The sequence below is a fragment of the Chryseobacterium indologenes genome (assembly GCF_018362995.1).
GTDB lineage: Bacteria > Bacteroidota > Bacteroidia > Flavobacteriales > Weeksellaceae > Chryseobacterium > Chryseobacterium indologenes_G.
This window is the reverse complement of record NZ_CP074372.1, coordinates 3078961-3105245: the sequence shown is the minus strand read 5'-3', so window position 1 is coordinate 3105245 and position 26285 is coordinate 3078961. Positions and strand designations below refer to the sequence as shown.

The 26285-nt window shown below is 37.4% G+C and carries 20 protein-coding genes and 2 riboswitches; of the genes, 15 read left to right on the top strand and 5 right to left on the bottom strand.

Going from position 1 to position 26285, the window contains the following annotated elements; all coding sequences use genetic code 11:
* The 11 genes from DYR29_RS13995 to DYR29_RS13945 all read left to right on the top strand — a co-directional run bounded on the left by DYR29_RS13995 (nucleotide 1) and on the right by DYR29_RS13945 (nucleotide 8847).
* Nucleotides 1-315 carry a hypothetical protein gene (locus DYR29_RS13995; RefSeq protein ID WP_047424697.1) on the top strand — a complete coding sequence of 105 codons (315 nt, stop codon included), beginning with the start codon at nucleotides 1-3 and terminating at the stop codon, nucleotides 313-315.
* 11 nt (nucleotides 316-326) lie between these two features.
* Nucleotides 327-1004 carry an RluA family pseudouridine synthase gene (locus DYR29_RS13990; protein WP_213277357.1) on the top strand — a complete coding sequence of 226 codons (678 nt, stop codon included), beginning with the start codon at nucleotides 327-329 and terminating at the stop codon, nucleotides 1002-1004.
* 22 nt (nucleotides 1005-1026) lie between these two features.
* Nucleotides 1027-1869: a hypothetical protein gene (locus DYR29_RS13985; protein WP_213277356.1), complete on the top strand. Its 843-nt coding sequence runs from the start codon at nucleotides 1027-1029 to the stop codon at nucleotides 1867-1869.
* Nucleotides 1870-1974: 105 nt separating this feature from the next.
* Nucleotides 1975-2070, top strand: a riboswitch (TPP riboswitch).
* A 58-nt stretch (nucleotides 2071-2128) separates the two neighbouring features.
* A complete protein-coding gene (gene thiS, locus DYR29_RS13980; RefSeq protein WP_047377339.1) occupies nucleotides 2129-2335 on the top strand; it encodes a sulfur carrier protein ThiS in 207 nt (68 codons plus the stop codon).
* Between the two features lie 24 nt (nucleotides 2336-2359).
* Complete coding sequence (gene thiC, locus DYR29_RS13975) at nucleotides 2360-4171, top strand: phosphomethylpyrimidine synthase ThiC (protein WP_213277355.1); 1812 nt, start codon at nucleotides 2360-2362, stop codon at nucleotides 4169-4171.
* The gene (locus tag DYR29_RS13970; RefSeq protein WP_213277354.1) at nucleotides 4168-4755 is read left to right on the top strand and encodes a thiamine phosphate synthase; all 588 of its coding nucleotides are present in this window, start codon (nucleotides 4168-4170) and stop codon (nucleotides 4753-4755) included. Before thiC ends, DYR29_RS13970 begins: the two co-directional genes overlap by 4 nt.
* Entirely contained in the window at nucleotides 4731-5468 is a 738-nt protein-coding gene (locus DYR29_RS13965; RefSeq protein ID WP_213277353.1) for a hydroxymethylpyrimidine/phosphomethylpyrimidine kinase, read from the top strand. The genes DYR29_RS13970 and DYR29_RS13965 overlap by 25 nt, the downstream gene beginning before the upstream one ends.
* Before the next feature lie 5 nt (nucleotides 5469-5473).
* Complete coding sequence (locus DYR29_RS13960; RefSeq protein WP_213277352.1) at nucleotides 5474-6088, top strand: thiamine phosphate synthase; 615 nt, start codon at nucleotides 5474-5476, stop codon at nucleotides 6086-6088.
* Nucleotides 6085-6861 carry a thiazole synthase gene (locus tag DYR29_RS13955; RefSeq protein WP_213277351.1) on the top strand — a complete coding sequence of 259 codons (777 nt, stop codon included), beginning with the start codon at nucleotides 6085-6087 and terminating at the stop codon, nucleotides 6859-6861. The genes DYR29_RS13960 and DYR29_RS13955 overlap by 4 nt, the downstream gene beginning before the upstream one ends.
* 9 nt (nucleotides 6862-6870) lie before the next feature.
* Nucleotides 6871-7989, top strand: a complete 1119-nt coding sequence (gene thiH, locus DYR29_RS13950; RefSeq protein WP_213277350.1) for a 2-iminoacetate synthase ThiH — start codon at nucleotides 6871-6873, stop codon at nucleotides 7987-7989.
* 147 nt (nucleotides 7990-8136) lie between these two features.
* On the top strand, nucleotides 8137-8847 hold the full coding sequence (locus DYR29_RS13945) for a HesA/MoeB/ThiF family protein (protein WP_213277349.1): 711 nt from the start codon (nucleotides 8137-8139) through the stop codon (nucleotides 8845-8847).
* Nucleotides 8848-9120: 273 nt separating this feature from the next.
* Here the strand turns inward: DYR29_RS13945 and DYR29_RS13940 are convergent, their stop codons facing one another.
* Nucleotides 9121-11346 (bottom strand): outer membrane beta-barrel protein, encoded by a 2226-nt coding sequence (locus DYR29_RS13940; RefSeq protein WP_213277348.1) that lies wholly within the window; start codon nucleotides 11344-11346, stop codon nucleotides 9121-9123.
* Nucleotides 11347-11464: 118 nt separating this feature from the next.
* Nucleotides 11465-11562: riboswitch (SAM-I-IV-variant riboswitch) on the top strand.
* A 296-nt stretch (nucleotides 11563-11858) separates the two neighbouring features.
* On the opposite strand from DYR29_RS13940, the gene DYR29_RS13935 reads away from it, so the two are divergent.
* Nucleotides 11859-14603 carry a TonB-dependent receptor plug domain-containing protein gene (locus DYR29_RS13935; RefSeq protein WP_213277347.1) on the top strand — a complete coding sequence of 915 codons (2745 nt, stop codon included), beginning with the start codon at nucleotides 11859-11861 and terminating at the stop codon, nucleotides 14601-14603.
* Between the two features lie 111 nt (nucleotides 14604-14714).
* Here the strand turns inward: DYR29_RS13935 and DYR29_RS13930 are convergent, their stop codons facing one another.
* Together DYR29_RS13930 and DYR29_RS13925 are read right to left on the bottom strand one after the other, a co-directional pair.
* The gene (locus DYR29_RS13930; RefSeq protein WP_213277346.1) at nucleotides 14715-15554 is read right to left on the bottom strand and encodes a DUF5694 domain-containing protein; all 840 of its coding nucleotides are present in this window, start codon (nucleotides 15552-15554) and stop codon (nucleotides 14715-14717) included.
* A gap of 28 nt (nucleotides 15555-15582) precedes the next feature.
* Nucleotides 15583-17706 (bottom strand): outer membrane beta-barrel family protein, encoded by a 2124-nt coding sequence (locus tag DYR29_RS13925; protein ID WP_213277345.1) that lies wholly within the window; start codon nucleotides 17704-17706, stop codon nucleotides 15583-15585.
* 191 nt (nucleotides 17707-17897) lie between these two features.
* Here DYR29_RS13925 and DYR29_RS13920 point away from each other — a divergent pair, with 191 nt between their 5' ends.
* Nucleotides 17898-18917, top strand: coding sequence for a sensor histidine kinase (locus DYR29_RS13920; protein WP_213277344.1), 1020 nt, complete (start codon nucleotides 17898-17900; stop codon nucleotides 18915-18917).
* Nucleotides 18910-19587 (top strand): LytR/AlgR family response regulator transcription factor, encoded by a 678-nt coding sequence (locus DYR29_RS13915; RefSeq protein ID WP_213277343.1) that lies wholly within the window; start codon nucleotides 18910-18912, stop codon nucleotides 19585-19587. The genes DYR29_RS13920 and DYR29_RS13915 overlap by 8 nt, the downstream gene beginning before the upstream one ends.
* 140 nt (nucleotides 19588-19727) lie before the next feature.
* Here DYR29_RS13915 and DYR29_RS13910 read toward each other — a convergent pair whose 3' ends face one another.
* Together DYR29_RS13910 and DYR29_RS13905 are read right to left on the bottom strand one after the other, a co-directional pair.
* Nucleotides 19728-21995, bottom strand: a complete 2268-nt coding sequence (locus DYR29_RS13910; protein WP_213277342.1) for an aconitate hydratase — start codon at nucleotides 21993-21995, stop codon at nucleotides 19728-19730.
* Nucleotides 21996-22313: 318 nt separating this feature from the next.
* Entirely contained in the window at nucleotides 22314-25097 is a 2784-nt protein-coding gene (locus tag DYR29_RS13905) for a bifunctional aconitate hydratase 2/2-methylisocitrate dehydratase (RefSeq protein ID WP_213277341.1), read from the bottom strand.
* Between the two features lie 288 nt (nucleotides 25098-25385).
* On the opposite strand from DYR29_RS13905, the gene DYR29_RS13900 reads away from it, so the two are divergent.
* Nucleotides 25386-26156, top strand: coding sequence for a WG repeat-containing protein (locus DYR29_RS13900; protein ID WP_249413504.1), 771 nt, complete (start codon nucleotides 25386-25388; stop codon nucleotides 26154-26156).
* Nucleotides 26157-26285: the final 129 nt, after the last annotated feature.

Below are 26285 nucleotides of genomic sequence, written 5' to 3'. Positions count from 1 at the left end.
ATGCAGAATCAACAATCTATCCAGGGAATATTATCTATTGCAGCACTGATTTGTCTTGCTGTGGGATGGTTTAATTTATTTTCTCCGGAAATCAATCATTTACTTTCAAGAAAAGTTTTTTATGTTCTGATAGGTGCAAGCTTCTTTATCCAGGCTCCACTGCTTACCAATAAGAATTTTGTCTATGCTATGTATGCTGCCGCTGCTATCTGTGTATTGGGAGCATTCATTCCGGAAGGTTCAAAACTTTCTGCAGTAAAAACAGTAGGACTTCTGGCAGGAATCATCCTATCATTATCCAATAGAAGAAGATAGACTGAAGAAATATGAAGGAGCAGATTATATATGAAGACAACCATCTTCTGGTGATTAATAAAAAGATTGGCCAGCTCGTTCAGGGTGATAAGACCGGTGATGAATCACTGTTAGAATCCATCAAGAATTTTATAAAAATAAGAGATGCTAAGCCGGGAAATGTTTTTCTCGGCTTGGTTCATCGTATAGACCGTCCAACTTCCGGGCTGGTGATCTATGCTAAGACTTCCAAAGCACTTTCCCGTCTTACGCAGATGGTGAAAAACCGAGAGGTAAAAAAAACATATTGGGCAGTTGTGGGTAAAGAAATGATTCCCCAAAGTCAGAGACTGGTACATTATTTAAAGAAAAACGAAAAAAATAATAAGGCCATCGTCTTTCCTAAAGCTACGGAAGGAGCCAAAGAAGCAATCTTGACTTATCATGTGATCAAAACATTAGACAATTATTTGCTGCTTGAAATTGACCTTGAAACCGGAAGACACCATCAGATCAGAGCACAATTATCTAAAACAGGAGTTCCGATTAAAGGAGACCTGAAATATGGAGCCCCACGTTCCAATCCGGATGGAGGAATCAATCTTCATGCAAGAAAGCTGGAATTTATTCATCCCGTTACCAAAGAAAATATTGAAATTACAGCTCCCGTTCCGCAGAATGATGCGATCTGGAGAGCTTGTGAAGAATAAGCATATCATAAAAAACTATACCATGAAATTCAAATCACTTTTATTAGCCACATTGCTGGTTATGGCATCTTGTTCAGACAATGATGAATTGCCGGTTGATAATTCACAACAGACGATTACTGAAAATACTAGTAAAATATCGTGGAATTATCCTTTTTTATCACCTGTTTTTAATGGATTGGAACAAAATTATATGTTCGAATATGATGCTCAGGGAAGAGTTTATAAAAAAAATGGAGGAATTTTGAAGTCCTCAGGAGCTTCGGGAGCTCCGGACCGATTTACAAATCTGATTTATACTAAAATATCTTATACAGGAAATACAGCTGTTGTAGGAAATTATAGCTCAGATCCATCATTTAATGTTCCATTGAATGAAAGGAAATTTGAATTTGATAATCAGGGTAGAGTTATTAAAGTAGTTATTCCACAGGCTAATAATCAATATATGGATAAGTATTTGACCTATACTTATGATGCTTCAGGAAAGTTAATTGAGATCTTAACTCAATATCCTAATGCTCCATACGATCCGACTGATCCACAAGATTATATTTTGACCTACGTAGAAAAGTTTATTTATAACACCTCAGGAAATTTAGAAAAGGCAATTAAAACTGAAAAGCATAATAATATTGATGCTTATGTTACAAATGAAATTACATTGGATAACTTTGATGCTGCACAAAATCCATTTAAGAATCTGGGTGTTTTTGAAGATTATTTCTACTTTTCATTATCAAAAAATAATCCTCAAAGAATGATTTCAAAAGAATATAAACCTTACAGCTCCGAATTTTTTCTGAGCCAATCCAATTGGACTAATCAATATAATTCTAATGGAAGCTTGAAGCTGTTTTACTAAAGAACTATTTAAAATAAAATGAAGACTGTCTCAAAACCGAGATGGTCTTTTTTCATTATAAACAAAAATCAATTTTGCTTATTTCAAAATAATGTCTAACTTCGTTCCCAACTTTAGGGGTGTCTGTATCAACAGACTGAGACTTTACCCTTTGAACCTGATCTGGATCATACCAGCGTAGGGAAAAGTAGATGACTTTTGCTGTACATTCTATTGTACAATAATGGCCATTCCTAAAGTATATTTAAAATTATTAGGAATGGAACTTATAATCAACCACACCCGAAAAACATTTGATGTACTTCCTGCCAACCTGGAAGCATTACTGGCTATTGAATTACCCGGAAAGAAAAAAGGTATTGCTGTAGCGCTTAATAATCGCATTATCCCGCTATCAGTCTGGGCGGAAACCATTCTCAACAACAACGATTCAGTTTTAATCATCACTGCCACTCAGGGCGGTTAATTCTCATATTTAATACCAATACTTATGGCTCACTCCATTACATGTTCGCCATTTCCGAACTCAAAGAAAATCTATGTTGAAGGAACAATACATCCTATCAATGTAGCAATGCGTGAAATACAGCTTAGCCCCACCAAACTTAGCAATGGCGGCTTTGAACATAATGCTCCGGTAACAATCTACGACACTTCGGGACCTTATACAGATGAAAATGCAGTTATTGACATTCAGAAAGGACTGCCAAGAATCAGGGAACAATGGATTCTGGACAGAAATGATGTGAATACCCTGGAAGGAATCACTTCAGAATACGGAAAAGCCCGTTTGGCAGATCCGCGTCTTGATGAATTAAGATTTTCTTACGATCATAAACCTAAAGTAGCACAGGAAGGAAAAGAAGTTACACAGCTTTACTACGCAAAACAGGGAATCATCACTCCGGAAATGGAATATGTGGCGATCAGAGAAAATCAAAGAATAGAACAGCTGGAATCAGTATCTAAAGAAATGGCTTTTCAGCACCCCGGACATAGCTTTGGAGCCAATACTCCTAAAAGTAAAATCACTCCGGAGTTTGTAAGAGACGAAATAGCTGCCGGAAGAGCCATTATTCCCAATAACATCAACCATCCGGAAAGTGAACCGATGATCATCGGAAGAAATTTCCTGGTGAAAATCAATGCTAATATCGGAAACAGCGCTGTTTCATCCAGTATTGAAGAGGAAGTAGAAAAAGCAGTATGGGCTTGCCGATGGGGAGCTGATACCATTATGGATCTTTCAACCGGGAAAAATATTCACGAAACAAGAGAGTGGATCATCAGAAACAGTCCGGTTCCTATTGGTACTGTTCCGATCTATCAGGCATTGGAAAAAGTAAAAGGAGTTCCGGAAGACCTGACATGGGAAATTTTCAGAGATACCCTTATTGAACAGGCAGAACAAGGGGTTTCCTACTTTACAATCCACGCAGGAGTTTTGTTGAGATACATTCATTTAACCGCAAAAAGAGTGACCGGAATTGTTTCCAGAGGAGGATCTATTATGGCGAAATGGTGTTTATTCCATCATAAAGAAAGCTTCCTGTACACTCATTTTGAGGAGATTTGTGAGATCATGAAGAAGTATGATGTCGCTTTCTCTCTTGGAGATGGTCTTCGTCCCGGATCTATTGCAGATGCTAATGATGCCGCTCAGTTTGCAGAACTGGAAACTTTAGGTGAACTGACAAAAATTGCCTGGAAACATAATGTACAGGTCATGATTGAAGGCCCGGGGCATGTTCCGATGCATATGATCAAAGAAAATATGGAAAAGCAACTGGAAGAATGCCATGAAGCTCCATTCTATACCTTAGGACCATTAACAACAGACATCGCACCTGGTTATGATCACATCACTTCCGGAATCGGGGCAGCCATGATTGGATGGTTTGGCTGTGCAATGCTTTGCTATGTAACTCCGAAGGAACATTTAGGGCTTCCGAATAAAGATGATGTAAAAGTTGGAGTAATAACCTATAAACTGGCTGCTCATGCCGCAGATTTGGCAAAAGGTCATCCGGGAGTACAGTATAGAGACAATGCATTAAGTAAAGCCAGATTTGAATTCAGATGGGAAGATCAGTTCAATCTTTCATTAGATCCTGAAACGGCAAGAGCTTATCACGATGAGACCTTACCGGCAGAAGGTGCAAAAATTGCCCATTTCTGTTCAATGTGCGGACCGAAATTCTGCTCGATGAAAATTACACAGGAAATTCGTGAATCTGCAGAACAGGGAATGCTGGATAAATCACAGGAATTCATTGAGAAAGGCAAAGAAATTTATATATGATCCTCGTTATCACTCCTGAGCTGATGGTTCCAAAGGAAACTGATAGTATCAATCAGATGTTTCAGGAAGGACTTGATTTGCTTCATATCCGAAAACCATGGATCAGCAGGAATGAAATGACTGAATTGATTACCCGGATTGATGAAGCTTTCTATCCTCAGCTGGTACTGCATACGCATTACGATCTCGGAAAGGAATATAATATTTCAAGGTTTCACTTCAGGGAAATGGATCGGAAGCAAGGGAGATATCAATCTTTTGCAGAGGAAAATAATATTTCAACTTCAGTACATGATATCACAGCCTACAATACGTTGGAGAAAGAATGGGAATATGCTTTCATAAGCCCATTCTTTCCAAGTATTTCCAAAAAAGGATATGGTTTGGATTCTACCATTAAAGAAGAAATAATCCATAGGAATAATCTGGACGTGAAATTGATTGCTCTTGGGGGAATTGATGAGGATAATATTCATGAAGTTTTCGAATCAGATGTAGATGGAGCGGCTTTATTAGGTGCCATCTGGGAAAGTGAAGAACCTTTAAAAGTATTTAAAAAATGCAGGAACGTCCTTATGTCATAAGTATCGCTGGTTTCGATCCCAGCGGTGGAGCAGGCTTATTATCAGATAGTAAAACCTTTGAGCAATCAAAAGTAATGGGGTTGGGAGTATGTACAGCATTGACATTACAAACTGCTTCCAAATGCTTAAGTCTGGAATGGCGACCTATAGATGAAGTCACCGAAGCCATTCACGTGTTGATGGAAACCTATCCCGTATCTGCCGTGAAAATAGGAATAGTGAAGGATGCTGAATTTCTGAATAAAATTGTAGAAACTGTTCAAAAAGGAAATCTTCATGTGAAAGTCGTCTGGGACCCCGTTCTGAAAAGCACTTCCGAATTCAATTTCTTTGATCTTGAAACCCTTTCTCAATTAAAAACGGTTGTTAATAAACTCAGTTTGATAACTCCCAATTACAATGAGTACAATGTTTTAAAGGAAAAGAATCTTTTACCGGATTCCAATAAATGCTCATTGCTGATCAAAGGAGGGCATAGAGATGATCATTTAGGAACGGATGTTTTAGTTGAAAACGAAAAAGAAATTGTTTTACAACCCAACAGCCATAATGAAGAATACTTTCCTAAACATGGTTCGGGCTGTGTTTTATCATCAGCCATTACAGCAGAACTCGCCAAAGGTGAAAATATGAAAACTGCCTGCCGAAATGGGAAACTATACATCGAAAAATTTTTAAAAAGCAATTCCTCTTTACTGGGAACGCATTCATAGAAAATATGGAAAAATTACAATACATATCACAAGGAAACACAATACAGGAACAGGAATTTCATATCCGAAAAGCCCTTGATAACGGAATCAAATGGGTACAGGTAAGATGGAAAAATGCTCCTGAAAATGAATTGATTCATCTTTGTGAAATATCAAAACAACTTTGTTCAGAATATCAATCGGTTTGCATCATCAATGATCATGTACAAATAGCGAAAGAAATTGACGCCGATGGTGTGCACTTAGGCTTAAATGACAGCGCCATCGAAGAAGCAAGATTGATCTTAGGTGAAAATAAAATCATTGGTGGAACAGCCAATACCCTTTCAGACGTTATCCAGAGAATCAATGAATCTTGTGATTATATCGGTTTAGGACCATTGAGATTTACTACAACCAAAGAAAAACTAAGCCCTGTTCTCGGGTTTGAAGGCTACCAGAATATCATTAACGGATTAAGAGAAAAATCAATAGATATTCCCAAAATATTTGCGATCGGAAGTGTTGGCCTTGAAGATATTTTCCCGTTACAGGAGATCGGAATTTATGGTGTTGCCATATCCGGGATTATTACAAAGAAGCCGACCATTATTAATGAACTAAAAAAAGTAATGATATGAACCATCAGAAATTAGAAATAGCAGGAAGAACTTTTGAATCAAGACTGTTTTTAGGAACAGGAAAATTTGGAAGTCTGAGAGATATGGTACAGTCTGTCATCGCATCCGAAACTGATATGGTGACTATGGCATTAAAAAGAATTGATGCACAATCCAGTGAAGATGATCTTCTCGATTCATTAAGAGAAACAAATGTTCATCTTCTGCCTAATACTTCAGGAGCCAGAACCGCAAAGGAAGCTGTATTAGCAGCACAATTGGCCAGGGAAGCACTGGAAACAAACTGGGTAAAACTGGAAATTCATCCCGATCCGAAATATTTGTTACCAGATCCTATTGAAACTTTATATGCAACTGAAGAACTTGCGAAACTGGGATTTGTGGTGATGCCTTACATTCATGCCGATCCTGTTTTATGCAAACGTCTTGAAGATGCCGGAACCGCTGTGGTAATGCCTTTGGGAGCACCCATCGGAACGAATAAAGGATTAAGAACACAGGATTTTCTGGAAATAATCATCAGTCAGAGTAACGTTCCTGTCGTAGTAGATGCAGGAATCGGGGCACCATCAGATGCAGCAAAAGCCATGGAAATGGGAGCAGATGCAGTTTTGGTGAATACCGCCATTGCTGTTGCTAAAAATCCGTTGAATATGGCTGTGGCTTTTAAAGAAGGAGTTATTGCCGGAAGAAGAGCTTTTGAATCAGGGTTGGGAGCCATTGCTAATCATGCTGAAGCTTCAAGTCCGCTTACTTCGTTTTTGTTTGAATAAATCAAAATTATGAAAAGCTTTAAAGATGTTTTTGAACGTTATCAATGGGAGGAAGTAAAGAATAAGCTTGAAAAAGTAACTCTGGCTGATGTAAGAAACAGTCTTCAGAAAAAGACTAAAAACCTTGATGACTTTCTGAATTTGCTTTCACCAGCCGCTTCTCAGGAATTGGAACTGATGGCGGGAATGACACAGATCCTTACCCAAAAACGATTCGGAAAAACCATTCAGCTCTATGCTCCGTTGTATCTCAGCAATGAATGCCAGAATATCTGCACCTACTGCGGATTCAGTCTTGATAATCAACTGAAAAGGAAAACACTTTCCGATATGGAGCTGATGATCGAAGCATCAGTATTGAAATCTATGGGAGTGAATCATGTATTGCTGGTGAGTGGTGAAGCCAATAAAATAGTTGGAGTTCCTTACTTTCAGAATGCTGTCCGTAAGTTAAAACCTCATTTTTCCAATATTTCCATTGAAGTTCAACCCTTAATGGAAGAAGAATACAGATTGCTTCATGAGGAGGGAGTACATTCTGTTTTGGTATATCAGGAAACCTATCATCAGGATGTTTACAGAGAATATCATCCGAAAGGTAAAAAATCAAATTTCCATTTTCGCCTGGAGACTCCGGATAGAATAGGAAGAGCGGGCATTCATAAAATTGGACTCGGAGTTCTCCTTGGACTTGAAGATTGGAGAGTAGATAGTTTTTTCAATGCTTTACACATTGATTATCTTCAGAAACAGTATTGGAAAAGTAAATTCTCTGTTTCCTTTCCAAGGCTCAGACCAGCAGAAGGAATTATCGAACCCAATTTTATCATGGAAGACAAAGACCTTCTTCAACTCATTTGTGCCTACAGAATCTGGAATGAAGACCTTGAAATTTCCATTTCTACCAGAGAAAATGAAGTCTTCAGAAATAATATAGTGTCTCTGGGGGCTACTGCAATGAGTGCAGGCTCAAAAACCAATCCGGGTGGCTATGCCGTAGATAAAGAATCTCTGGAACAGTTTGAAACCAGTGACGAACGAAGTATGGATGAAATCAGACTCATGATCAAAAAAGCAGGTTACGATCCTGTCATGAAAGATTGGGATTCTGTTTATAGTGGAATTTAAAATTTTTAAACCATTAAGGACTTTGAAGAAGTAAAGTTTAATTAAGAAAAAATCGAAGATTTTTAAGATAACATCTCTTTAAAGCGAAGCTCAGCTTAACTTTCCTTAAAAACTTAAAGAATCTTAATGGTTCAATTATCATAAAGTATGAAAAAAGAAGACTATTTTTCACGGTACAGCCGGCAGATATTTATTGAAGAAATAGGATTGGAAGGACAAAAGAAAATAATGGCTTCAAAAGTCCTTGTCATAGGTGCAGGAGGCTTGGGAAGTCCTGTTATTCAATATCTGGCCGCTGCAGGAGTAGGAACTCTGGGAATTGCAGACTTTGATGAGGTTGAACTTCATAATCTGAACCGACAGATCATTCATACTGAAGAAAGGGTAGGATTTTCAAAAGTAAAGAGTGCTAAGAAATTTGTAGAAAATCTTAATCATCAGGTTACATTGAATGGGATTGAGGAAAAACTCAATGAAAGAAACGCTGAAGAAATTCTTTCTCAGTACGATGTTATCGTGGATGGTTCAGACAATTTTTCAACAAGATATCTTGTAAATGATACCTGCGTGAATTTAAAAAAGACTTTGGTCTACGGAAGCATTCTGGGATTCTCAGGACAGATATCTGTATTTAATCATAACGGAAGTAAAAATTTAAGAGATATTTTTCCTGAACCGCCTTTCGATAAAGATGTGCCGGATTGTGACAGCCTTGGTGTATTGGGAGCTCTTCCCGGAATCATAGGCAGCATGATGGCTTTTCAGACGCTGAAAATTATCACGGATCTTCCGGTGAGTATTAATCAGCTGACATTGGTAGATACGCTGGACTGGAGATTTCAGACGATAGATTTTTGATGTAAACACTAATATCACAAATATTTTCACAAATAACACTATTTTACTATCAATAGAAATGGCTGTCTCAAAAGTGTCATTCTGAACGAAATGAAGTGTAGTGAAGAATCTCATACGCTTTTATTAATAAGATTCTTCCTTCGTCAGAATGACAAAAAGACAATTTATTTTACTTTTAAAAGTACCTCCAATGGCTTTAGCCAAAACCTATAAAAAAAATAGGCGGTAAAATTTTACTGCCTATTTTTACTTTGTTGTATAAAAAAAGAAGAATTATTGTGCCTGCTGCATTACGCCTCCGTTATCCTCTTTTTTCGTCTGATTTAGGATATTCGGGTCTTCTTTCGCCAGCTTATTTCTCGTTGGAATTTTATAGTTGATAGAAAATCCGAAATTTCTCGTGTCATACTTGCTGCTGATCATTACCGGAGTTCCAGATGGCGGGTTAGAACGTACCTGCATCATCTGTCCGTTGAAAATATCATTCGCAAAAACAGATAGTGTCAGACGGTTATTCATAAACTTCTTCGTCAATGTGATATCAAGAGAGTTGTTGAATGGTTTCTCTGCCGTGAAGTAGAAATATCCTGCTTTTGGCGTCAGATAGCTGTAATTGGCTGTCATTTTGATGTCTTTAGGCAAAAGAATCTGAGTCATGATATTGAAAATCCAGAATCCTTTATTATTCAGATTGTCGATTTCATGTTTCTGATAACCTGCGTATAAGTACATGAAGTTGATTTTGTCGGGATTGAAATCAAATTTCATGATCTCACTCAAAGGCTTACTGAAAATCATAAAAGGGACAGGTAGCCCAACGTTGAAATTGTGAATTTTCATATTTGAAATATTCACCTGTTCATTAAAGAGTTTTCTTCCGTCTTTTCTGATGATCTGTGCCACCTGATTACTTGCCGAGCTTACGCTATACCCGATAAATGCATAATCAAATGCAGATACTTTTATTTCATAATTATCAAAAATTGTGGGCTGCAGATTCGGGTTACCGTTTACCTCCGTACTTGGTCCGGAGAACGTTACGTTATTCGGGTTCAGGGCAGAAATACTTGGTAAACTGATTTTTCTGTTGTAGTTCGCAGCAATATAAACCTGATTCATCATGTTATACTGCACACTTGCGTTCGGGAAAAATTTAAATTTATTGAAGGGAATCAGATTAGCCTCTACAAGTTTTGCATCCTTATCAAAATATCTTGTTACCCCGGAAATATCATAGTTTTCAGCACGGGAACCCAATGTAAAATCAAACTTTTTCAATTTAGCTTGGAACTCCAGATAAGTTGAAGCCGTCTGTCTCTGATATTCAAGATTGGTTAAGCCAAAACTTTCCGTATCATAATCCTGCTTCTCATATAATCCTCCAAAGCTTACTTTTCCGCCATCAAGAAGCTTGATAGGCTGGGCATAATCTACTTTGAAGTTGGCAATATTCATCACAGATTCATTGTTCAGAATATCTTTTAAGCCACTCATAGCGCTATTGATAGGAGTGTTTGCAGGTATTACAAATGTACCGTTCTGGAAATAATTGTCCTGAGCGAACTTGCTGTTAGACCTTGTATAACCAAATTGGAAATCCAGCTTCTGAGATTTGTCAGCAAAGCGTTTCTGATAGGTTACAACTGCTTCCTGTCTCAAACTATTGGTATGGGCAACATCCGAAGAAGTATAAAATGCCTCTCTTAAATCCTTTGGATTATTTTCAAAAGGCAAATCTCCATGACCGTTACTTAAAGTGTAGTTGTCATTATTGTTGTGGTAAATGTCATAGTTTAATAATAATCTGTCCTGCCCTAAATCAAAAGTTAATCCTGACTTTGCAAAATATCCGCGTCCGTATCTGTCCGTATGACTCGTTAAAAGTTCATCCTGCTGACCGTTTAACATGCTTTCACGGTAGTTTTGTCCTACATTCAGCTGCCATCCGAAATATTTATTTCTGGCATTTAAATTAACGGAGTTGGTCGTTCTGCTTCTATACTTGTCGTAATTTGTAAAAGAATAATTACCTGAATAAGTAGCAGTTAAATATTTATTGGCATTTTTGTTCGTGATGATATTCATGATCGCACCTCCGGAAGTGGCTGGAAATTCAGCGCCGGGCTGAGTGATCACTTCAATTCTTTCTACAGAATTGGCAGGCATTCCTTCCAGGAAAGAGTTCAATTCATTGGATGTGATATTCAGTGGTCTTCCGTTAAGATATACTTCAAGCATTTTTCCCTGATACATCATTCCTGCGATGTCGGTAGATACAAGTCCCGGAAGTTTTTTAATTCCCTCCAAAACGTTTCCGTTGTTCAGCTGAGGTTGCTCGGAAAAGTCAAAAATGGTACGGTCTGCCTTTTGTTCAACGGCTTTTTTAGTTTTGGTGATGACTACACCTTCAATTTGCTTTTCCTGAGGTTTATTATTTTTTTCCTGTGAAAAAACAAAAATAGAGCTTAATAAAGATAAAGCGAAAATCGTTTTTTTCATAATGTTTTACTGATATCCGGTTAGACGCTGAAAAACATAATTTGTTACGCTAAAATGTTGAAAATCGAAAATTTAGGCTAAATATTTTTTTATTTCCGAAATAATTATATCTTTGCCAGGTAATTATCAAGAATCTCTAGATGGGATAGCAACCTGCAAAAACAAGCAAGGTGCTGCAATCGATAAGCCGGATCTTCCGGAAAAAATGTTTATCATTCTATCATTACTCCCATCTTGAATTTTTGTTTTAAAGTTAAAGCCAAATGTTTAAAGACAAGGGAAATCACATTCCATCAGTAATTTTTTATTCTTCGGATCATGAAGTGAATCTTCATTATTCCCATATGTTTTCATGCCATTTCTACATGCGCATGTGTTGTTGCTTCTAGCCATTTCTATTTCTAAAAAATAATACAAACATTTTCAAAGACCAATGGTAACCTTAAAATTAAGGCTACAGGATTTGTATTGCTCAAAAATAATTTTAACAACAAAAAGAACACAACAATACTATGCACAATTTCAAAAAAAGAATCTTTGTTCCTTCTATCGCGCTCATTTCTACATTTTATTACGCACAGACGGACACTTTACAATCTAAAAAAATAGAAGATGTAGTAATCCTTGGATCAAGAGGCTCCGGAAGATCATTGACGGAGACCCCTGTTCCTGTAGATATCATTAACATATCAAAAATTTTAAAACAGAGTCCTACTAATAATATCAGCCAGGCTTTAAATTATATCGTACCCTCATTTTCATCCACTTCTCACACCGTTAATGATGGAACTGATTTCGTAGATCCAGCTCTTTTAAGAGGGTTAGGTCCAGATCAGGTTTTAGTTTTGTTAAACGGAAAAAGAAGATACCAATCTTCATTGATTAATGTTACCCTTACGCCGGGAAGAGGTTCTGTGGGAACTGATCTTAATGCCATTCCAGCTTTTGCTTTAGAGAAAATTGAAGTTTTAAGAGACGGTGCTTCTGCCCAATATGGTTCCGATGCTATTGCCGGAGTCGTTAACCTGGGATTGAAAAAAAGACTTGGACTTTCCGGACAGGTATTTTTAGGTGGATATGCTTCACCTGTTGCCAATAATTTCTCCGGAGGAGTGGATGGACAGACCATTTCTGTGGATCTTAATTATGGAGCTAAAATAGGAAAGTCCGGGTTTTTTAATGTTACCGGTTCTGCCCAATATCGTGATCCATATTCCAGAGCAGGAGTGAGGGAAGGAGATATCTTTAATGCTTATAATGCAATTAATTACAGAGCATTACAGGATGGAGTTAATATTGATGGATTATATAAAAATATTACCAATACTCCCAATACTCAGCAGATTATCAACACGATTAAACAGTATGCAGCCCAAGTAGATTATTTTGGGAATGATTTTCAGTCTCAGATCTCAGGGGCAAACAGCATTTCTGAGCTTCAAGATTTATTAAGGAGAGATTTTACCTCCCAGGAGCTTAATCACAGAGGATTGGAGAGAAAAGATTTCAGTCTGAGGGCAGGACAATCTAAACTACAGTCAGGGCAGCTCTTTTTCAACTCTGAAATTCCTGTGAATGATGAATGGAAGATTTATTCATTTGGAGGCTACAGCTATCGTCTTGGAAATGCAGGAGGCTTTTACCGTCTTCCTAATAATGAAAGAAACATCAATGCCGTTACTCCCAATGGATATCTTCCTCAGATTGAAGCAACCGTAAATGATTATTCACTTGCTGCCGGAATTAAAGGAAAATGGAATGGCTGGAATGTGGATTTCAGTAATACATTCGGGAAAAATACCTTTGGTTTCGGAGTGGTAAATACCTATAATGCTTCGCTTACAGACAGTTCTCCAAGAACATTTGATGCCGGAGGATCTGAATTTTCACAAAATACCGTCAATCTGGATTTCTCCAAAAAATACGATGTGCTGAAAGGTTTGAATATAGCATTCGGAGGTGAATACCGACATGAAAATTATAAAGTCAATGCAGGAAAAGAAAATTCTTATGCTTCTTACGACATTTATGGACGTGTAGTAACCGCTAACACTCCTGAAAATGAAAAAGTTACCGATTTCTTTGACAAAGTAAGACCAGCTGGGGCTCAGGTTTTTCCAGGCTTCAGTCCGGAAAATGCAGTTTCAGGAAACAGAAACAGTGTCGCTGCTTATGCTGATGCAGAGCTAGAGGTTACTGACGGATGGCTGTTGGAAGGAGCCTTACGATATGAGAACTATTCAGACTTCGGGTCTACATTTAATTATAAGGTGGCAACGAATGTAAAGCTGGCTCCCAATCTGAACTGGAGAGGAGCGGTTTCCACAGGATTCAGAGCGCCTTCTTTAGCACAAATCTATTATAGTTCCACTTCTACGTTGATTCAGCAGGGGAAAACAACACAAGTAGGTACTTTCAGAAATAATTCTGAGGCTGCACAGGCATTGGGCATTCCCAAATTAAAACAGGAGACTTCACAATCTTACAGCACGGGAATTACCTGGAAGATTCCGGCATTAAGCCTGACCTTCACAGCAGATGCTTATTTAATAAAGATTAAAGATAGGGTAGTGCTTACAGATCTTTTCTATCGTCCTGATGGTAGTTTTACTCCAGGTTCTGATCAGGCTGTTCTGCAGAGTGCTTTTGATCTGGCGAGAGCAAGTGCTGCTAACTTTTTTGCCAATGCTGTAGATTCTCAGACGAAAGGTTTGGATATTACCATTTCTCAGAACTCAAAAATCTCATCGGCAGTTTCTTTGGAGAATAATTTAGGAGTCAATTTTAATCAAACCAAAAGAATCGGGGATATCCATGCATCTCCTAAATTGGTGAGCCAGATCGATAATTATTTCTCAGAACCGAACAGAGTGTATTTTGAAGAAGCTGTTCCACGTGTAAAAGCTACCTTATCCAATACTTTAAGATTTTCCGCCTTTACTTTTGTACTGCGTAATTCTTTCTTCGGTAAAGTGACAGATGCAGATGTTGTGGATGCTAATTTTGATGGGGTAACAGGAAGCACAGAGCATTTCATTCTGAATAGCCGTCTGGTGACAGATTTATCTGTAGGATATGATTTTAATAAAAATATTTCTGCCACCATCGGAAGTAATAATATCTTAAATATACTGCCTTCCAAAAGCCCAGGTATAAGCTCTTTAACAGCTGATAATCAGTTTGTCTATTCCAGACAGGTTTCCCAATATGGGATAGGAGGAAGGTTCTTATTTGCAAGAATTGAATTCAGATTCTAATCAATAAAGCTTGGAAATTTAGTAAAAAACAGAGATTTATTCTCTGTTTTTTTATATCCTGTTACTCAATAAAAAATGAGTTTTTTGTTGTCGCCGTTGTTGTAATTTTATTTATTTCAATGAAGAAAATTCGATAAATTCATATTCTGCTGAAGATGTGAAAAGCTGTCTTAATACTGCCGCATGGCCATTTCCTGCAATCACAAGAATTCTGTCTTCGCTGTTGTGCGGTATGTTTTGAATATTGCGGAACATTCTCAGGTTTCTGCTGTACCAGTAAAGGGCAAGCATATCGGCACCATCATGTTCTCTTAGTTTAAAATCTCCGCTTAAATAAGCACCATATCCGTATTGATGACTTTCTTTTGAATTCATATAAATAAAAGTGTCTAAGAGCGATTTGAAATTCTTAGGTTCAGAACTCTTGAAGAAACGGTTAAACTGCTGGGAAATCACATCATCACTACTAAAATCATAATCTTTGCTGAGGTTATTAAAAAATGTAGAATCGGTTTTTCCAAACTGCTTCTGAAGATCATCCCAAATAGATTCCGCATCAATGCTGAAAAGTTCATTGATTTTAAGTTCATTGGCGATTCTCATAGCAAGCTGATACCGTTCGTCTCTTTTGTCCCGGAGTTTGCCCTCGCTGTATTCTTTAAGCTTTTGATTGGCATTCCAGTTTGGCCAGGCTTCAATAGCAATCTTCGTAGGCTTAAATTTTTTGATATATTCTACGAGCTCAGTGACTTCCTTTGCGGTTTTGGGTGAAAGAACATCTATCTGATCTTCCTTATTGATTTTATTAGCATCAAGATTAGGATAATCAAAATGGAAAGAACCCACCACCAGCACTTTAGTCTTTGGATTTTTAAAATAATCTGAAGGTTTTGTCTGAGCAAAAACAGATGTAGACAGGCATAATAGGAAAATATAAATAATGGTTTTCATAGGATTATTATTTTTTGTTTGTATTAAATTATTGAGCACGGTTTTTCTCTTCAAAATTCACCGCTCTGTTGTTTGATTTTACTTTCTGATTTCCAAAATTGTATGTGATGCTGAGTGTCATTCTTCTGGCATCCCAATAGTTGTTGAACGACTGTGTATTATCAGTAAAATACATATCAGCCTTAAATCCGGACTGCTTGAAAATATCACTCACCGAAAGATTAACCTGAAGCGCTTTTTCCGCAAAGCTCATCTTTACTCCGGCATCAAGACTTGCTCTGTTCTTCACAGAAAGGTATCCGTCCCGGGAAGGCAGATTATTCCAGTAGTTGATAAACAGCATAAATGTTTTAGCCTTATTCAGCTGGAATGTATTGTTGAGAGAATAATAAAATGACTGTCCGTTTTTAGGAACCAGGTTGAACCTCGTAATTTGAGTCTCATTATAACTGAACGAAGTGGAAATATTACTTTCCCAGATTTTGAAGAACGTATCGGTATAATTCAAATTGATTCCGTAAATATTCTGATTGTAGTAATTTTCAAAAGTGCTGGTGAGATCAATTCCGTTCAGGAAGGAGATCTGATCAAAATTATTCGTTGTTCTCTGGTAATAAAGATTGGCAGAAAATTTATTTTTAAAAATATAATTGAATTCAATATTGTGATTGAAAGAAGGCTGCAGGCTTGGATTTCCTGAATAGTAAGTGTTTGGATTAGAATACCATCGGAACGGGTCTAAAGCCCGGAAATAGGGACGGTTTATTCTTCGGGAATAATTAATGCTGAACTGATTATCGTGATTGGCTTTATAAGATACATAAGCTGTCGGGAAAAATTTTCCGTAATTATTCTCAGATTTTGATTGTGTAGTGGGAGAGAAACCGTTGGTTTGCGAATATTCATAACGGAGACCTGCCTTCACAGACCATTTTTCACCCAGATCTTTACTGGCGCTGATATACGCCGCATAATTCTTTTCATTATAATCAAAAAGATTGCTTTTTGCAGGATCTATAATGTAATTTCCATTGATAACATCAAAATATCCAATCTCTGAATTATTAGAAAACTGACTGAATTTCGCACCGGTTTCTAACTGAATTTTTTTGAAGTTTAAAGTTAAATCTGCCTGTCCGGAATAGATTTTATAATCTACTGACGAAAGATTCTTGACAACCTGTGTTGAATTGCTGGCAATGTTTTTTGTGGTAAAGTTAACTTCAGTATTGGGAAGATTCCCATAGTAATTGGCACCCAGACTTAGCTTATGTTCCCCGAATTTCTGATCAAAATATAAATTCAGCATTTGTGAAGTAAAAGAAGAGCGATGTTTTGAATCCGTAATTGTCTGCAATGTGGGATTGCTTCCGGTGAAGTAGTTCTGTTTTGAATTGATATCCATATCAGAATGTCCTTTCGAAATATCATATACCAATCCGATATTGGAATTTTTAGTGAGGGAATAATCAAAATTGGCATTCAGACCTAATCCATCATTCATATCTCTCCTTTCATCTCTGCTGATAGAGGATTTTTCGCCTATTATTTTATAGTTTTCTACTGATCTTTTGGCTCCGTCATATCCCTGGATTTTTACCGAAGCTTTCATCTTTTCATTCTGATAGTTTATTCCTGCTACTGTGCCGAATGCAGCGTATGTTTTTTGAGTATAATTTGTAGTCAGATAACCGTTCCACCCGAGATTCTGATTCTTTTTAAGAACAATATTGATAATCCCGCTGTTTCCCTGAGCCTCATATTTGGCAGGCGGCGTGGTTATCACTTCAATTTTAAGGATGTTTTCAGAACGAAGATTTCTCAGATAATTAATCAGTTCAGATCCGGAAAGATTGAGCATGCGGTCATTCACCATCACGGAAACTCCATTTTTTCCTGCAATAGAAAGCAGACCTTTGTTTTCATCTATCTGTAATAAAGGTGTTCCTGCCAAAACCTCAGCTCCGGAGCTTCCCTGTGAAAGCATAGAATTCTGAACATTATAAACAAGACGATCCACTTTTCGCTCTACCAGAACTTTTTTACCATTTACCGTTACTGCTTCAATTTTGTTGACATTAGCAGTATCTTTTGTCTGTGCGGTTACCAAAGAACATACAAGGGTAGTTATAAATAAAAACTGTTTTTTCATAAGATGTAAATAACAGGTTAAATGATAATTGTGTTAAATTTCTCTGACAAAAGTATAATAAGGCCCTTTGAAAGGAAATAGCATTTAGATGAAGGCGATGATTATGGATGTCAAAATAGTTTCGTCGGAAAAAAACAGGTTTTTATCGAAAAGGGTTGATGAATTATCCGTGCAGAGATTTATATTTGAATATGAATAAAAAGCAAATTATCTGGCTTCAAATTATTTACTGGGGGTTCAATTTTTTTGGAACCGTCATTACACCTAATTTTTTTGTCCCAGAGACCAATCGTCCTGAATTGCATATTCTGAGAATTACCTATTTTATTGTAAAAATTACCACATTCTATATTTCCTATCTGTTTATATTTCCAAAGATTTTTAAACTTGAGAAACTGTATTCGGCGGTCTTTGTTTTTATCCTGACATTGTTATGTTTTGCCAGCATGAGATATGCTTTGGAAGAAATGATTCTGCCTTCTACTCTCGGCTTCCGGAATTATGATGAAGGAACCGGGCTTCTCTACTATTTCTTCGATAATATATACAACAGTTCTCTGACTACTTTTATAGCGGGTATTCTTTGGATTCTGGAAAAATATGGAGTTGCGGAAAATGATAAAAAGCAGCTTCTGATCGAAAAGAAACAGGCAGAACTTCAGGCACTGAAAACTCAGATTAATCCGCATTTTATTTTTAACTCATTAAATAATATCTACTCCCTCGTATATCAAAAATCAGATAAAGCATTGCCTGCTATTGAAGAACTTGGGCAATTGCTGAGGTATAGCACAAAAGACCTAGAAAGAGACACTATTTCTCTGGATAAAGAAATCGGATATATTGACAGTCTTATTGCTTTGGAGAAACTTAGAATCAGGAATCCTGAGTTATTGATTATAGAAAAAAATATTCAGCATCCTCATCTGAAGATTTCACCGATGCTGTTGGTTCCATTTGTTGAGAATGCTTTTAAACACGGTGATTTCCGTAATAAAGGGTTTGAGATGAAAATTTCAGATCATGACAAGGTGCTGCATTTTTATCTTTTAAATTTTAAGACACAGAAAATGAAAGATACTGTTTCCGGAATAGGAATTCAGAATGTGAAGAAAAGATTGGAAATTTTATATCCTAAACATCAGCTGGAAATCAAAGATTCGGAAACGGAATTTATTGTAGATTTAAAAATTGATTTAAGAGATGAATAAGATAAAATGTATTATCGTTGATGACGAGCCATTAGCAATGTCTCTTCTGGAGCATTATGTGGAGAAAGTTCCTTTTCTTGAACTGGTTTTCTCTACAGAAAACCCAATTCTGGCTTTAGAATATCTGCAGAAAAATGATTCTGACCTCATCTTTCTGGATATTCAGATGCCGGAACTTACGGGAATCAATTTTATGAAGATCGTGGGAACCAATCAAAAATATATTTTAACAACCGCTTATTCGGAATATGCACTGGAAGGCTATGAACATAATGTGGTAGATTACCTTCTGAAGCCTATTTCCTTCGACAGGTTTCAGAAAAGCGTATTAAAAGCTCAGGAACGTTTCTCTTTTCCACAGGAAGAAAATACACATTTCTTTGTGAAATCTTCGGGGCAAAGGCATCGTATCGGTTTTCATGAAATTCTTTACGTTGAAAGCATCAAAGACTATGTCAATATCCGAACAGAAAATAATGAATATATCGTCCTGGACACTCTTAAATCTATGGAAAATCAGCTTTCTGAAAAATTTGTAAGAATTCACAAATCCTTTATTGTCAATCTTGATAAAATCAAAAGCATCGGGGCAAAAAAAGTTATTCTTCCCGAGTTTGAAATTCCCATTGGAGAAAGTTATAGAGCAGGTCTTCTGGATAGATTAAAGTAAGATTGTAGATTTGTCTGAAGCTATGTATTTTATGATTTTAAAAGCTGACTGCTCCAATTGTTTAAAGCAGGATTTTTTGGTAAATAAAAAGACGACTTCAATTGAAGCCGCCTTTATATTAATTAATCTAACAATTAATTTTATTTTTCCTGTTGTTTGATCAGATTCAGGGCAGAACCAGCCTTAAACCAGTCAATCTGCTGATCGTTGTAAGTATGGTTAGCCATGATGATGTCTTTAGTTCCATCGGTATGAATGAATTCTAAAGTCAGTTGTTTTCCCGGAGCGAACTGGTCAAGATCTAAGAAATTAACAACATCATCTTCCAGGATCTTGTCGTAATCTGCTTCATTAGCGAAAGTGATTCCAAGCATCCCTTGTTTCTTAAGGTTGGTTTCGTGGATTCTCGCGAATGATTTTACCAATACAGCTTTCACCCCAAGGTGTCTTGGCTCCATGGCTGCGTGCTCTCTTGATGAGCCTTCACCATAGTTCTGGTCTCCTACAACAATCGTTGGAATGCCTGCTGCTTTGTAAGCTCTCTGTACAGCCGGAACTTCACCGTATTCACCGGTTAATTCATTTTTAACTTTATTGGTTTCCATGTTGTAAGCATTCACTGCTCCGATCAACATGTTGTTTGAAATATTATCCAGGTGTCCTCTGTATTTCAGCCATGGGCCAGCCATAGAAATATGGTCAGTGGTACATTTTCCGAAAGCTTTGATCAATACTCTGGCTCCCACAATATTTTTACCATCCCAAGCCGGGAATTCTTCCAGTAGCTGAAGTCTGTCTGAAGTAGGATTTACGTTAACAACAACGCTGGAACCATCTTCTGATGGAGCCTGATATCCGTTGTCATCTACAGCAAATCCTTTTGAAGGAAGCTCGAAACCTTTAGGCTCGTCAAGTTTCACCTGCTCACCTGATTCGTTAGTTAATGTATCTGTAATTGGGTTAAAGTCTAATCTACCTGAGATTGCAACAGCTGCTACCATTTCAGGAGAAGCTACAAATGCATGGGTATTTGGGTTACCATCCGCTCTTTTTGCAAAGTTTCTGTTGAAAGAGTGAATAATTGAGTTTTTCTCTCCTTTTTCAGCACCTTCTCTGTCCCATTGCCCGATACAAGGTCCACAGGCATTGGTAAAGATTCTTGCGTTTTCAAATTTTCTGAAAGAATCTAAGAATCCGTCTCTTTCTGCTGTGAATTTCACCTGCTCAGAACCTGGGTTGATCCCCAGGATAGCTTTAGGTTTTACTCCTTTTGAAACAGCATCCTCTACAATAGAAGCAGCTCTTGATAAATCTTCATAAGAAGAGTTGGTACAAGATCCGATAAGTGCCCATTCCACTTCTAGAGGCCATCCGTTAGCCTCAGCTTTAGCTCTGAATTCAGAAACAGGAGTCGCCAAATCCGGAGTGAAAGGTCCGTTTAAGTGTGGAGCCAGTTCAGAAAGGTTGATTTCTATTAATTGGTCAAAATATTGTTCAGGGTTTGCATATACTTCTGCATCACCTGTTAAATGCTCAGCAATTTTATCGGCAGCATCTACCACATCCTGTCTTCCGGTAGCAGCAAGATATCTTCTCATAGAATCGTCATATCCGAAAGTAGAAGTTGTTGCTCCGATTTCTGCACCCATGTTACAGATAGTTCCTTTACCTGTAGCTGAAAGAGATTCTGCTCCTTCACCGAAATATTCTACGATGCATCCTGTTCCTCCTTTTACGGTAAGGATTCCGGCTACTTTTAAGATAACGTCTTTTGCAGAAGTCCATCCGCTCATTTTACCGGTTAATTTTACTCCGATAAGTTTTGGCATTTTAAGCTCCCAGGCCATTCCTGCCATTACATCTACTGCATCAGCACCACCTACACCGATAGCCACCATTCCAAGCCCTCCTGCATTTACGGTGTGAGAGTCAGTACCAATCATCATTCCTCCAGGGAAGGCATAATTTTCTAATACTACCTGGTGGATGATACCCGCTCCCGGCTTCCAGAATCCGATTCCGTATTTATCACATACAGAGCTCAGGAAGTTGAATACTTCGGAGTTTTTGTTGATACCTTCCTGTAAATCTTTATCAGCGCCTACCTTCGCCTGGATCAGGTGATCCGCGTGAGCAGTGGAAGGAACAGCAACTTTGGTTTTTCCTGCCTGCATGAACTGTAAAAGTGCCATCTGTGCAGTGGCATCCTGCATTGCTACTCGGTCTGGTGCGAAGTCTACATAAGAATTTCCTCTTTCATAAGCCTGTGTCGCATTTCCTTCCCAAAGGTGGGTGTAAAGGATTTTTTCTGAAAGGGTAAGAGGTTTTCCCACGATTTGTCTTGCCGCAGCAATTCTTTCAGGGTAACGCTCGTACACTTTTTTGATCATATCAATATCAAAAGTCATATCGTATTTTAATTTTGTTCTTTTTCCGTTTAATGCTTCTTTTTCTCATGTTTGAAAAAGAAAAATCAATTCTCTATACATCAAAAAACGTTCCTATAATCCATCAGCAGGACGATTTTGGGTGTGATTTTAAGAGATTTTATAACTTTCAATTTAAGAAAAAATAGATTCTGTTTTCAAGATTTTGTCAGAAAAAAAATGTATTTATCTTAAAATAGAAACATTCTAAACAAAAAATTGGAAGATTTTAAATCCTAAAGGGCTAAAATCTTCCAATTGTATAATTTTCAATAGTCTTTCGACGTATCTATAAATCTCTTAGTGAGCGCTTGTACTTGTTAATTCTTTAATAGAAGGTATAAAAGTTGTAAGGTCAATGCCTTCAACAGCTGCTTTATACTCATCAATGTTAGGAATTCTTCCGATGATTGCAGAAAGAACAACAACCGGAGTTGAAGCAAGCAGGGATTCTCCTTTTTTACGTTCAGAATCTTCAACGACTCTTCCCTGGAAAAGACGTGTAGACGTTGCTAAAACGGTATCTCCTTTAGCTGCTTTTTCCTGGTTACCCATACAAAGGTTACATCCTGGACGCTCAAGATACATTACATTTTTGTATTCAACACGAGCTTCTCCTTTTGGAGCATTATCATCAAATTCAAAAGCTGAATATTTCTCTAATAATTCCCAGTCTCCTTCTGCCTTCAGTTCATCAATGATGTTATAAGTAGGTGCTGCTACTACAAGAGGAGCGCTAAATTCTACCTTCCCTTGTTGCTTTTCAATGTTTCTAAGCATCTGAGAAACAATCTTAAGGTCACCTTTGTGAACCATACAAGATCCTACGAAACCAAGGTCTACTTTTTTCTCCCCTCCATAATAAGAAAGGTCTCTGATGGTATCGTGAGTATATCTCTTAGAAACATCATCGTTGTTTACATCCGGGTCAGCAATCATTGGTTCAACGATTACGTCAAGATCTACTACTACTTCAGCGTAATATTTAGCATTTGCATCCGGAGTCAAGGCATGCTTCTCTCCTGATCTGATCTCTGCAATTCTCTTATCAGCTTTGTCAATTAATCCCTGAAGAACTTTATTATGGTTATCCATACCCTTGTCAATCATGATCTGGATTCTGCCTTTTGCAATTTCCAGTGATTCAATCAAAGTATTGTCTTCAGAAATGTTGATAGAAGCTTTTGCTTTCATTTCAGCAGTCCAGTCTGTAAAGGTAAATGCCTGGTCAGCAGGAAGTGTTCCGATATGAACCTCAATGATTCTGCCCTGGAATACGTTTTCTCCTCCAAACTGCTTCAACATCTGAGCCTGAGTAGCATGAACCACATCACGGAAGTCCATGTGTTCTTTCATGTTTCCTTTGAAGGTTACTTTCACAGATTCAGGAATAGGCATAGATGCTTCACCAGTAGCTAATGCAAGTGCCACAGTTCCTGAGTCAGCTCCGAAAGCCACTCCTTTAGACATTCTTGTGTGAGAGTCACCACCAATAATGATAGCCCACTCATCTACAGTGATGTCGTTAAGAACTTTGTGGATAACGTCAGTCATTGCGTGGTATTCACCTTTCGGGTCACGGGCTGTAATCAAACCGAACTCGTTCATGAACTTCATTAGTTTAGGAATGTTAGCCTGAGCTTTTTTATCCCAAACAGAAGCGGTGTGACATCCTGACTGGTAAGCACCATCAACGATTGGAGAAATCACTGTTGCTGCCATAGACTCCAATTCCTGAGAAGTCATAAGACCTGTCGTATCCTGAGATCCAACGATATTTACCTGTACACGAACATCAGAACCGGCATGTAGTACTTTTCCTGGAGTAGTCCCAACAGCATTTCTGTTGAATATTTTTTCTACAGCAGTAAGTCCTTGTCCTTCATGAGAAATTTCTTTTGATGGAGCAAAAACAGCAGGAGCTTCAATTCCTAAAAGCTGAGCTGCAAATGTCTGTAGTTTTTTACCAAATACGATCGCGTAAGATCCACCCGCTTTGATGAATTCCATCTTTTGCGGAGTGAAAGATTTAGTAAGGTCGATAAGTTCTTTATCGCCGTTATATAATTTCTTTTCTTTTGTATTAATCGTTAAAACAGTTCCGGTTGCTACTGAATAAGCTTCTTCAAGAACAATGTCACCATTTTCGTTACGAATTGGGTTTCCGTTTTCGTCAACTTTCTTTACCCAGTTTTTAAGGTCAACACCAATACCTCCGGTAACGTCTACAGTTGTAAGGAAGATAGGTGAAATTCCGTTTGTTCCTCCTACAATTGGAGCAATGTTTACGAACGGTACATACGGGCTTGCCTGTTTTCCTGTCCAAAGAGCAACGTTATTTACTCCGGACATTCTAGATGAACCTACACCCATTGTTCCTTTTTCAGCGATAAGCATAACGCTTGCATCAGGATGCTTTGCCTGTAAAGCCTTAATTTCTTCCTGAGCTTCGGGAGTGATCATACATTTACCATGAAGTTCACGGTCTGATCTTGAGTGGGCCTGGTTACCCGGAGAAAGTAAATCTGTAGAGATATCTCCTTCACCAGCAATATAAGTTACAACTTTAATTTCTTCAGCAACTTCAGGAAGCTTAGTGAAGAATTCAGCTTTTGCGTAGCTTTCAAGGATTTCTTTTGCAATTTCGTTACCGCTGTTGAACGCTTCCTTCAGACGGTTTGTATCTGCTTCATAAAGGAAAACCTGTGTTTTAAGAACAGCTGCAGCTTCTTTAGCAATAGCAGGATCGTTACCTAAAGCAAGGTCCAGCAGTACCTCAATAGAAGGGCCGCCTTTCATATGAGATAATAATTCAAAGGCAAATGCCGGGGAAATTTCTTCTACTATGGATTCACCCAGAATAATTTCTTTTAAAAATTTTGCTTTCACTCCCGCTGCACTTGTCGTTCCGGGTAGCGTGTTGTAAATGAAAAATTTAAGAGAATCCGATCGGTCAGCATTACCTGAATCTTTAATCTGTGTAATGATTTCGCTTAGTAATTCAGCACCATCAATTGGCTTTGGATGAAGCCCCTGGGTTTTTCTTTCTTCAATCTCTTTGATGTAATCCTTATAAATATTCATAATAGAAGGTCTTTCAACATTAAAGGTAGGCCTGCTTCTTCTTTACCGGTCTGTACAAATACAGTTAATGACATTTTGAGTTTTCGCATTTTGATGCAACATTAACCGAATAAAGTCAGCATAATCTACACTTTTTTTTAAAAGTTTTTTAAATTATCAAACAATTCAAAATGTTCCCAAAATTACGAATTTTTAATATTTTATAGAAACGAATTTATTTAGATTCTTTATAAATATGAATTTTATAATATCTATTTTTGGTCATATTTTTGTAGACATATGGCGAATATGAAAAATATCCTTAATGTTTTATGCATTTTTACTTCGGTTTTTGTTTTTTCACAGACTAAATCTGTGAAGAAAATAACGGTGAAGAAAGGTGTGAAAACTGCGGTTAAGAAAGGGCCTGCAGCCAATAAACCTAATCCTGATTTAGTAGTAATCAATAAAGATCTTCCGGTTTTGATTCCTAAGAAAAAAGGAGATCATTTTGGGTATGTTAACCAGAACGGGAAATTCATTATTCAACCTGAATACCACATTGCCGTATTTTTTTATGAAGATTGCAACCTTTTGAATTCTCCTAATGAAAAAGTCAGAAAATTTGGAACAAAAGAATATGCTACAGTAGAAAAAGATATGATCTCTTATAGGATAGACCAGTCCGGAAAAAGAGTATACCAGTTCAAAGAAGCAGATTTTGGAAAATGTATCTTCGAAGAATATAAACAGCAGCTATTTCAGGCGTATACTATGAATGGCTTTTACGGAATTATTGAAAAATCAAAATTTGTGAATGCCGCAGATTACAGGCAGTTTCAGATTTATCCTCAATATCAGTATCTGTATATTATGGAAGGAGATGATGTGGCCAATCCTATGATTGTTGCTTCCAATAATGATAAATTTGGAGTGATTGATGTTAACAATAAGATCATTATTCCTTTTGAATACGCTAATATTAAAAGAAACTTCAGCTGGAAGCTGGGTAAGATGTTTGAAGTGACCAAAGATGGGTCGAATTACTATTATATTGACTCAAACAATAAAACCTACTAAAGAATTATAAATGATGAATGATTCATCCAATAACTTCTACTTTTCATTCTACTTTTTTCTATCCCGTTACTCAAAACCCCGCACCTCACACCGCGAATCTCAATTGATATATTTTTTGTAATTTTGCAG

Coding starts and splice junctions, on each gene's coding strand:
- DYR29_RS13995 (WP_047424697.1), top strand. CDS start 1: ATGCAGAATCAACAATCTATCCAGGGAATATTATCTATTGCAGCACTG.
- DYR29_RS13990 (WP_213277357.1), top strand. CDS start 327: ATGAAGGAGCAGATTATATATGAAGACAACCATCTTCTGGTGATTAAT.
- DYR29_RS13985 (WP_213277356.1), top strand. CDS start 1,027: ATGAAATTCAAATCACTTTTATTAGCCACATTGCTGGTTATGGCATCT.
- thiS (WP_047377339.1), top strand. CDS start 2,129: ATGGAACTTATAATCAACCACACCCGAAAAACATTTGATGTACTTCCT.
- thiC (WP_213277355.1), top strand. CDS start 2,360: ATGGCTCACTCCATTACATGTTCGCCATTTCCGAACTCAAAGAAAATC.
- DYR29_RS13970 (WP_213277354.1), top strand. CDS start 4,168: ATGATCCTCGTTATCACTCCTGAGCTGATGGTTCCAAAGGAAACTGAT.
- DYR29_RS13965 (WP_213277353.1), top strand. CDS start 4,731: ATGCAGGAACGTCCTTATGTCATAAGTATCGCTGGTTTCGATCCCAGC.
- DYR29_RS13960 (WP_213277352.1), top strand. CDS start 5,474: ATGGAAAAATTACAATACATATCACAAGGAAACACAATACAGGAACAG.
- DYR29_RS13955 (WP_213277351.1), top strand. CDS start 6,085: ATGAACCATCAGAAATTAGAAATAGCAGGAAGAACTTTTGAATCAAGA.
- thiH (WP_213277350.1), top strand. CDS start 6,871: ATGAAAAGCTTTAAAGATGTTTTTGAACGTTATCAATGGGAGGAAGTA.
- DYR29_RS13945 (WP_213277349.1), top strand. CDS start 8,137: ATGAAAAAAGAAGACTATTTTTCACGGTACAGCCGGCAGATATTTATT.
- DYR29_RS13940 (WP_213277348.1), bottom strand. CDS start 11,346: ATGAAAAAAACGATTTTCGCTTTATCTTTATTAAGCTCTATTTTTGTT.
- DYR29_RS13935 (WP_213277347.1), top strand. CDS start 11,859: ATGCACAATTTCAAAAAAAGAATCTTTGTTCCTTCTATCGCGCTCATT.
- DYR29_RS13930 (WP_213277346.1), bottom strand. CDS start 15,554: ATGAAAACCATTATTTATATTTTCCTATTATGCCTGTCTACATCTGTT.
- DYR29_RS13925 (WP_213277345.1), bottom strand. CDS start 17,706: ATGAAAAAACAGTTTTTATTTATAACTACCCTTGTATGTTCTTTGGTA.
- DYR29_RS13920 (WP_213277344.1), top strand. CDS start 17,898: ATGAATAAAAAGCAAATTATCTGGCTTCAAATTATTTACTGGGGGTTC.
- DYR29_RS13915 (WP_213277343.1), top strand. CDS start 18,910: ATGAATAAGATAAAATGTATTATCGTTGATGACGAGCCATTAGCAATG.
- DYR29_RS13910 (WP_213277342.1), bottom strand. CDS start 21,995: ATGACTTTTGATATTGATATGATCAAAAAAGTGTACGAGCGTTACCCT.
- DYR29_RS13905 (WP_213277341.1), bottom strand. CDS start 25,097: ATGAATATTTATAAGGATTACATCAAAGAGATTGAAGAAAGAAAAACC.
- DYR29_RS13900 (WP_249413504.1), top strand. CDS start 25,386: ATGAAAAATATCCTTAATGTTTTATGCATTTTTACTTCGGTTTTTGTT.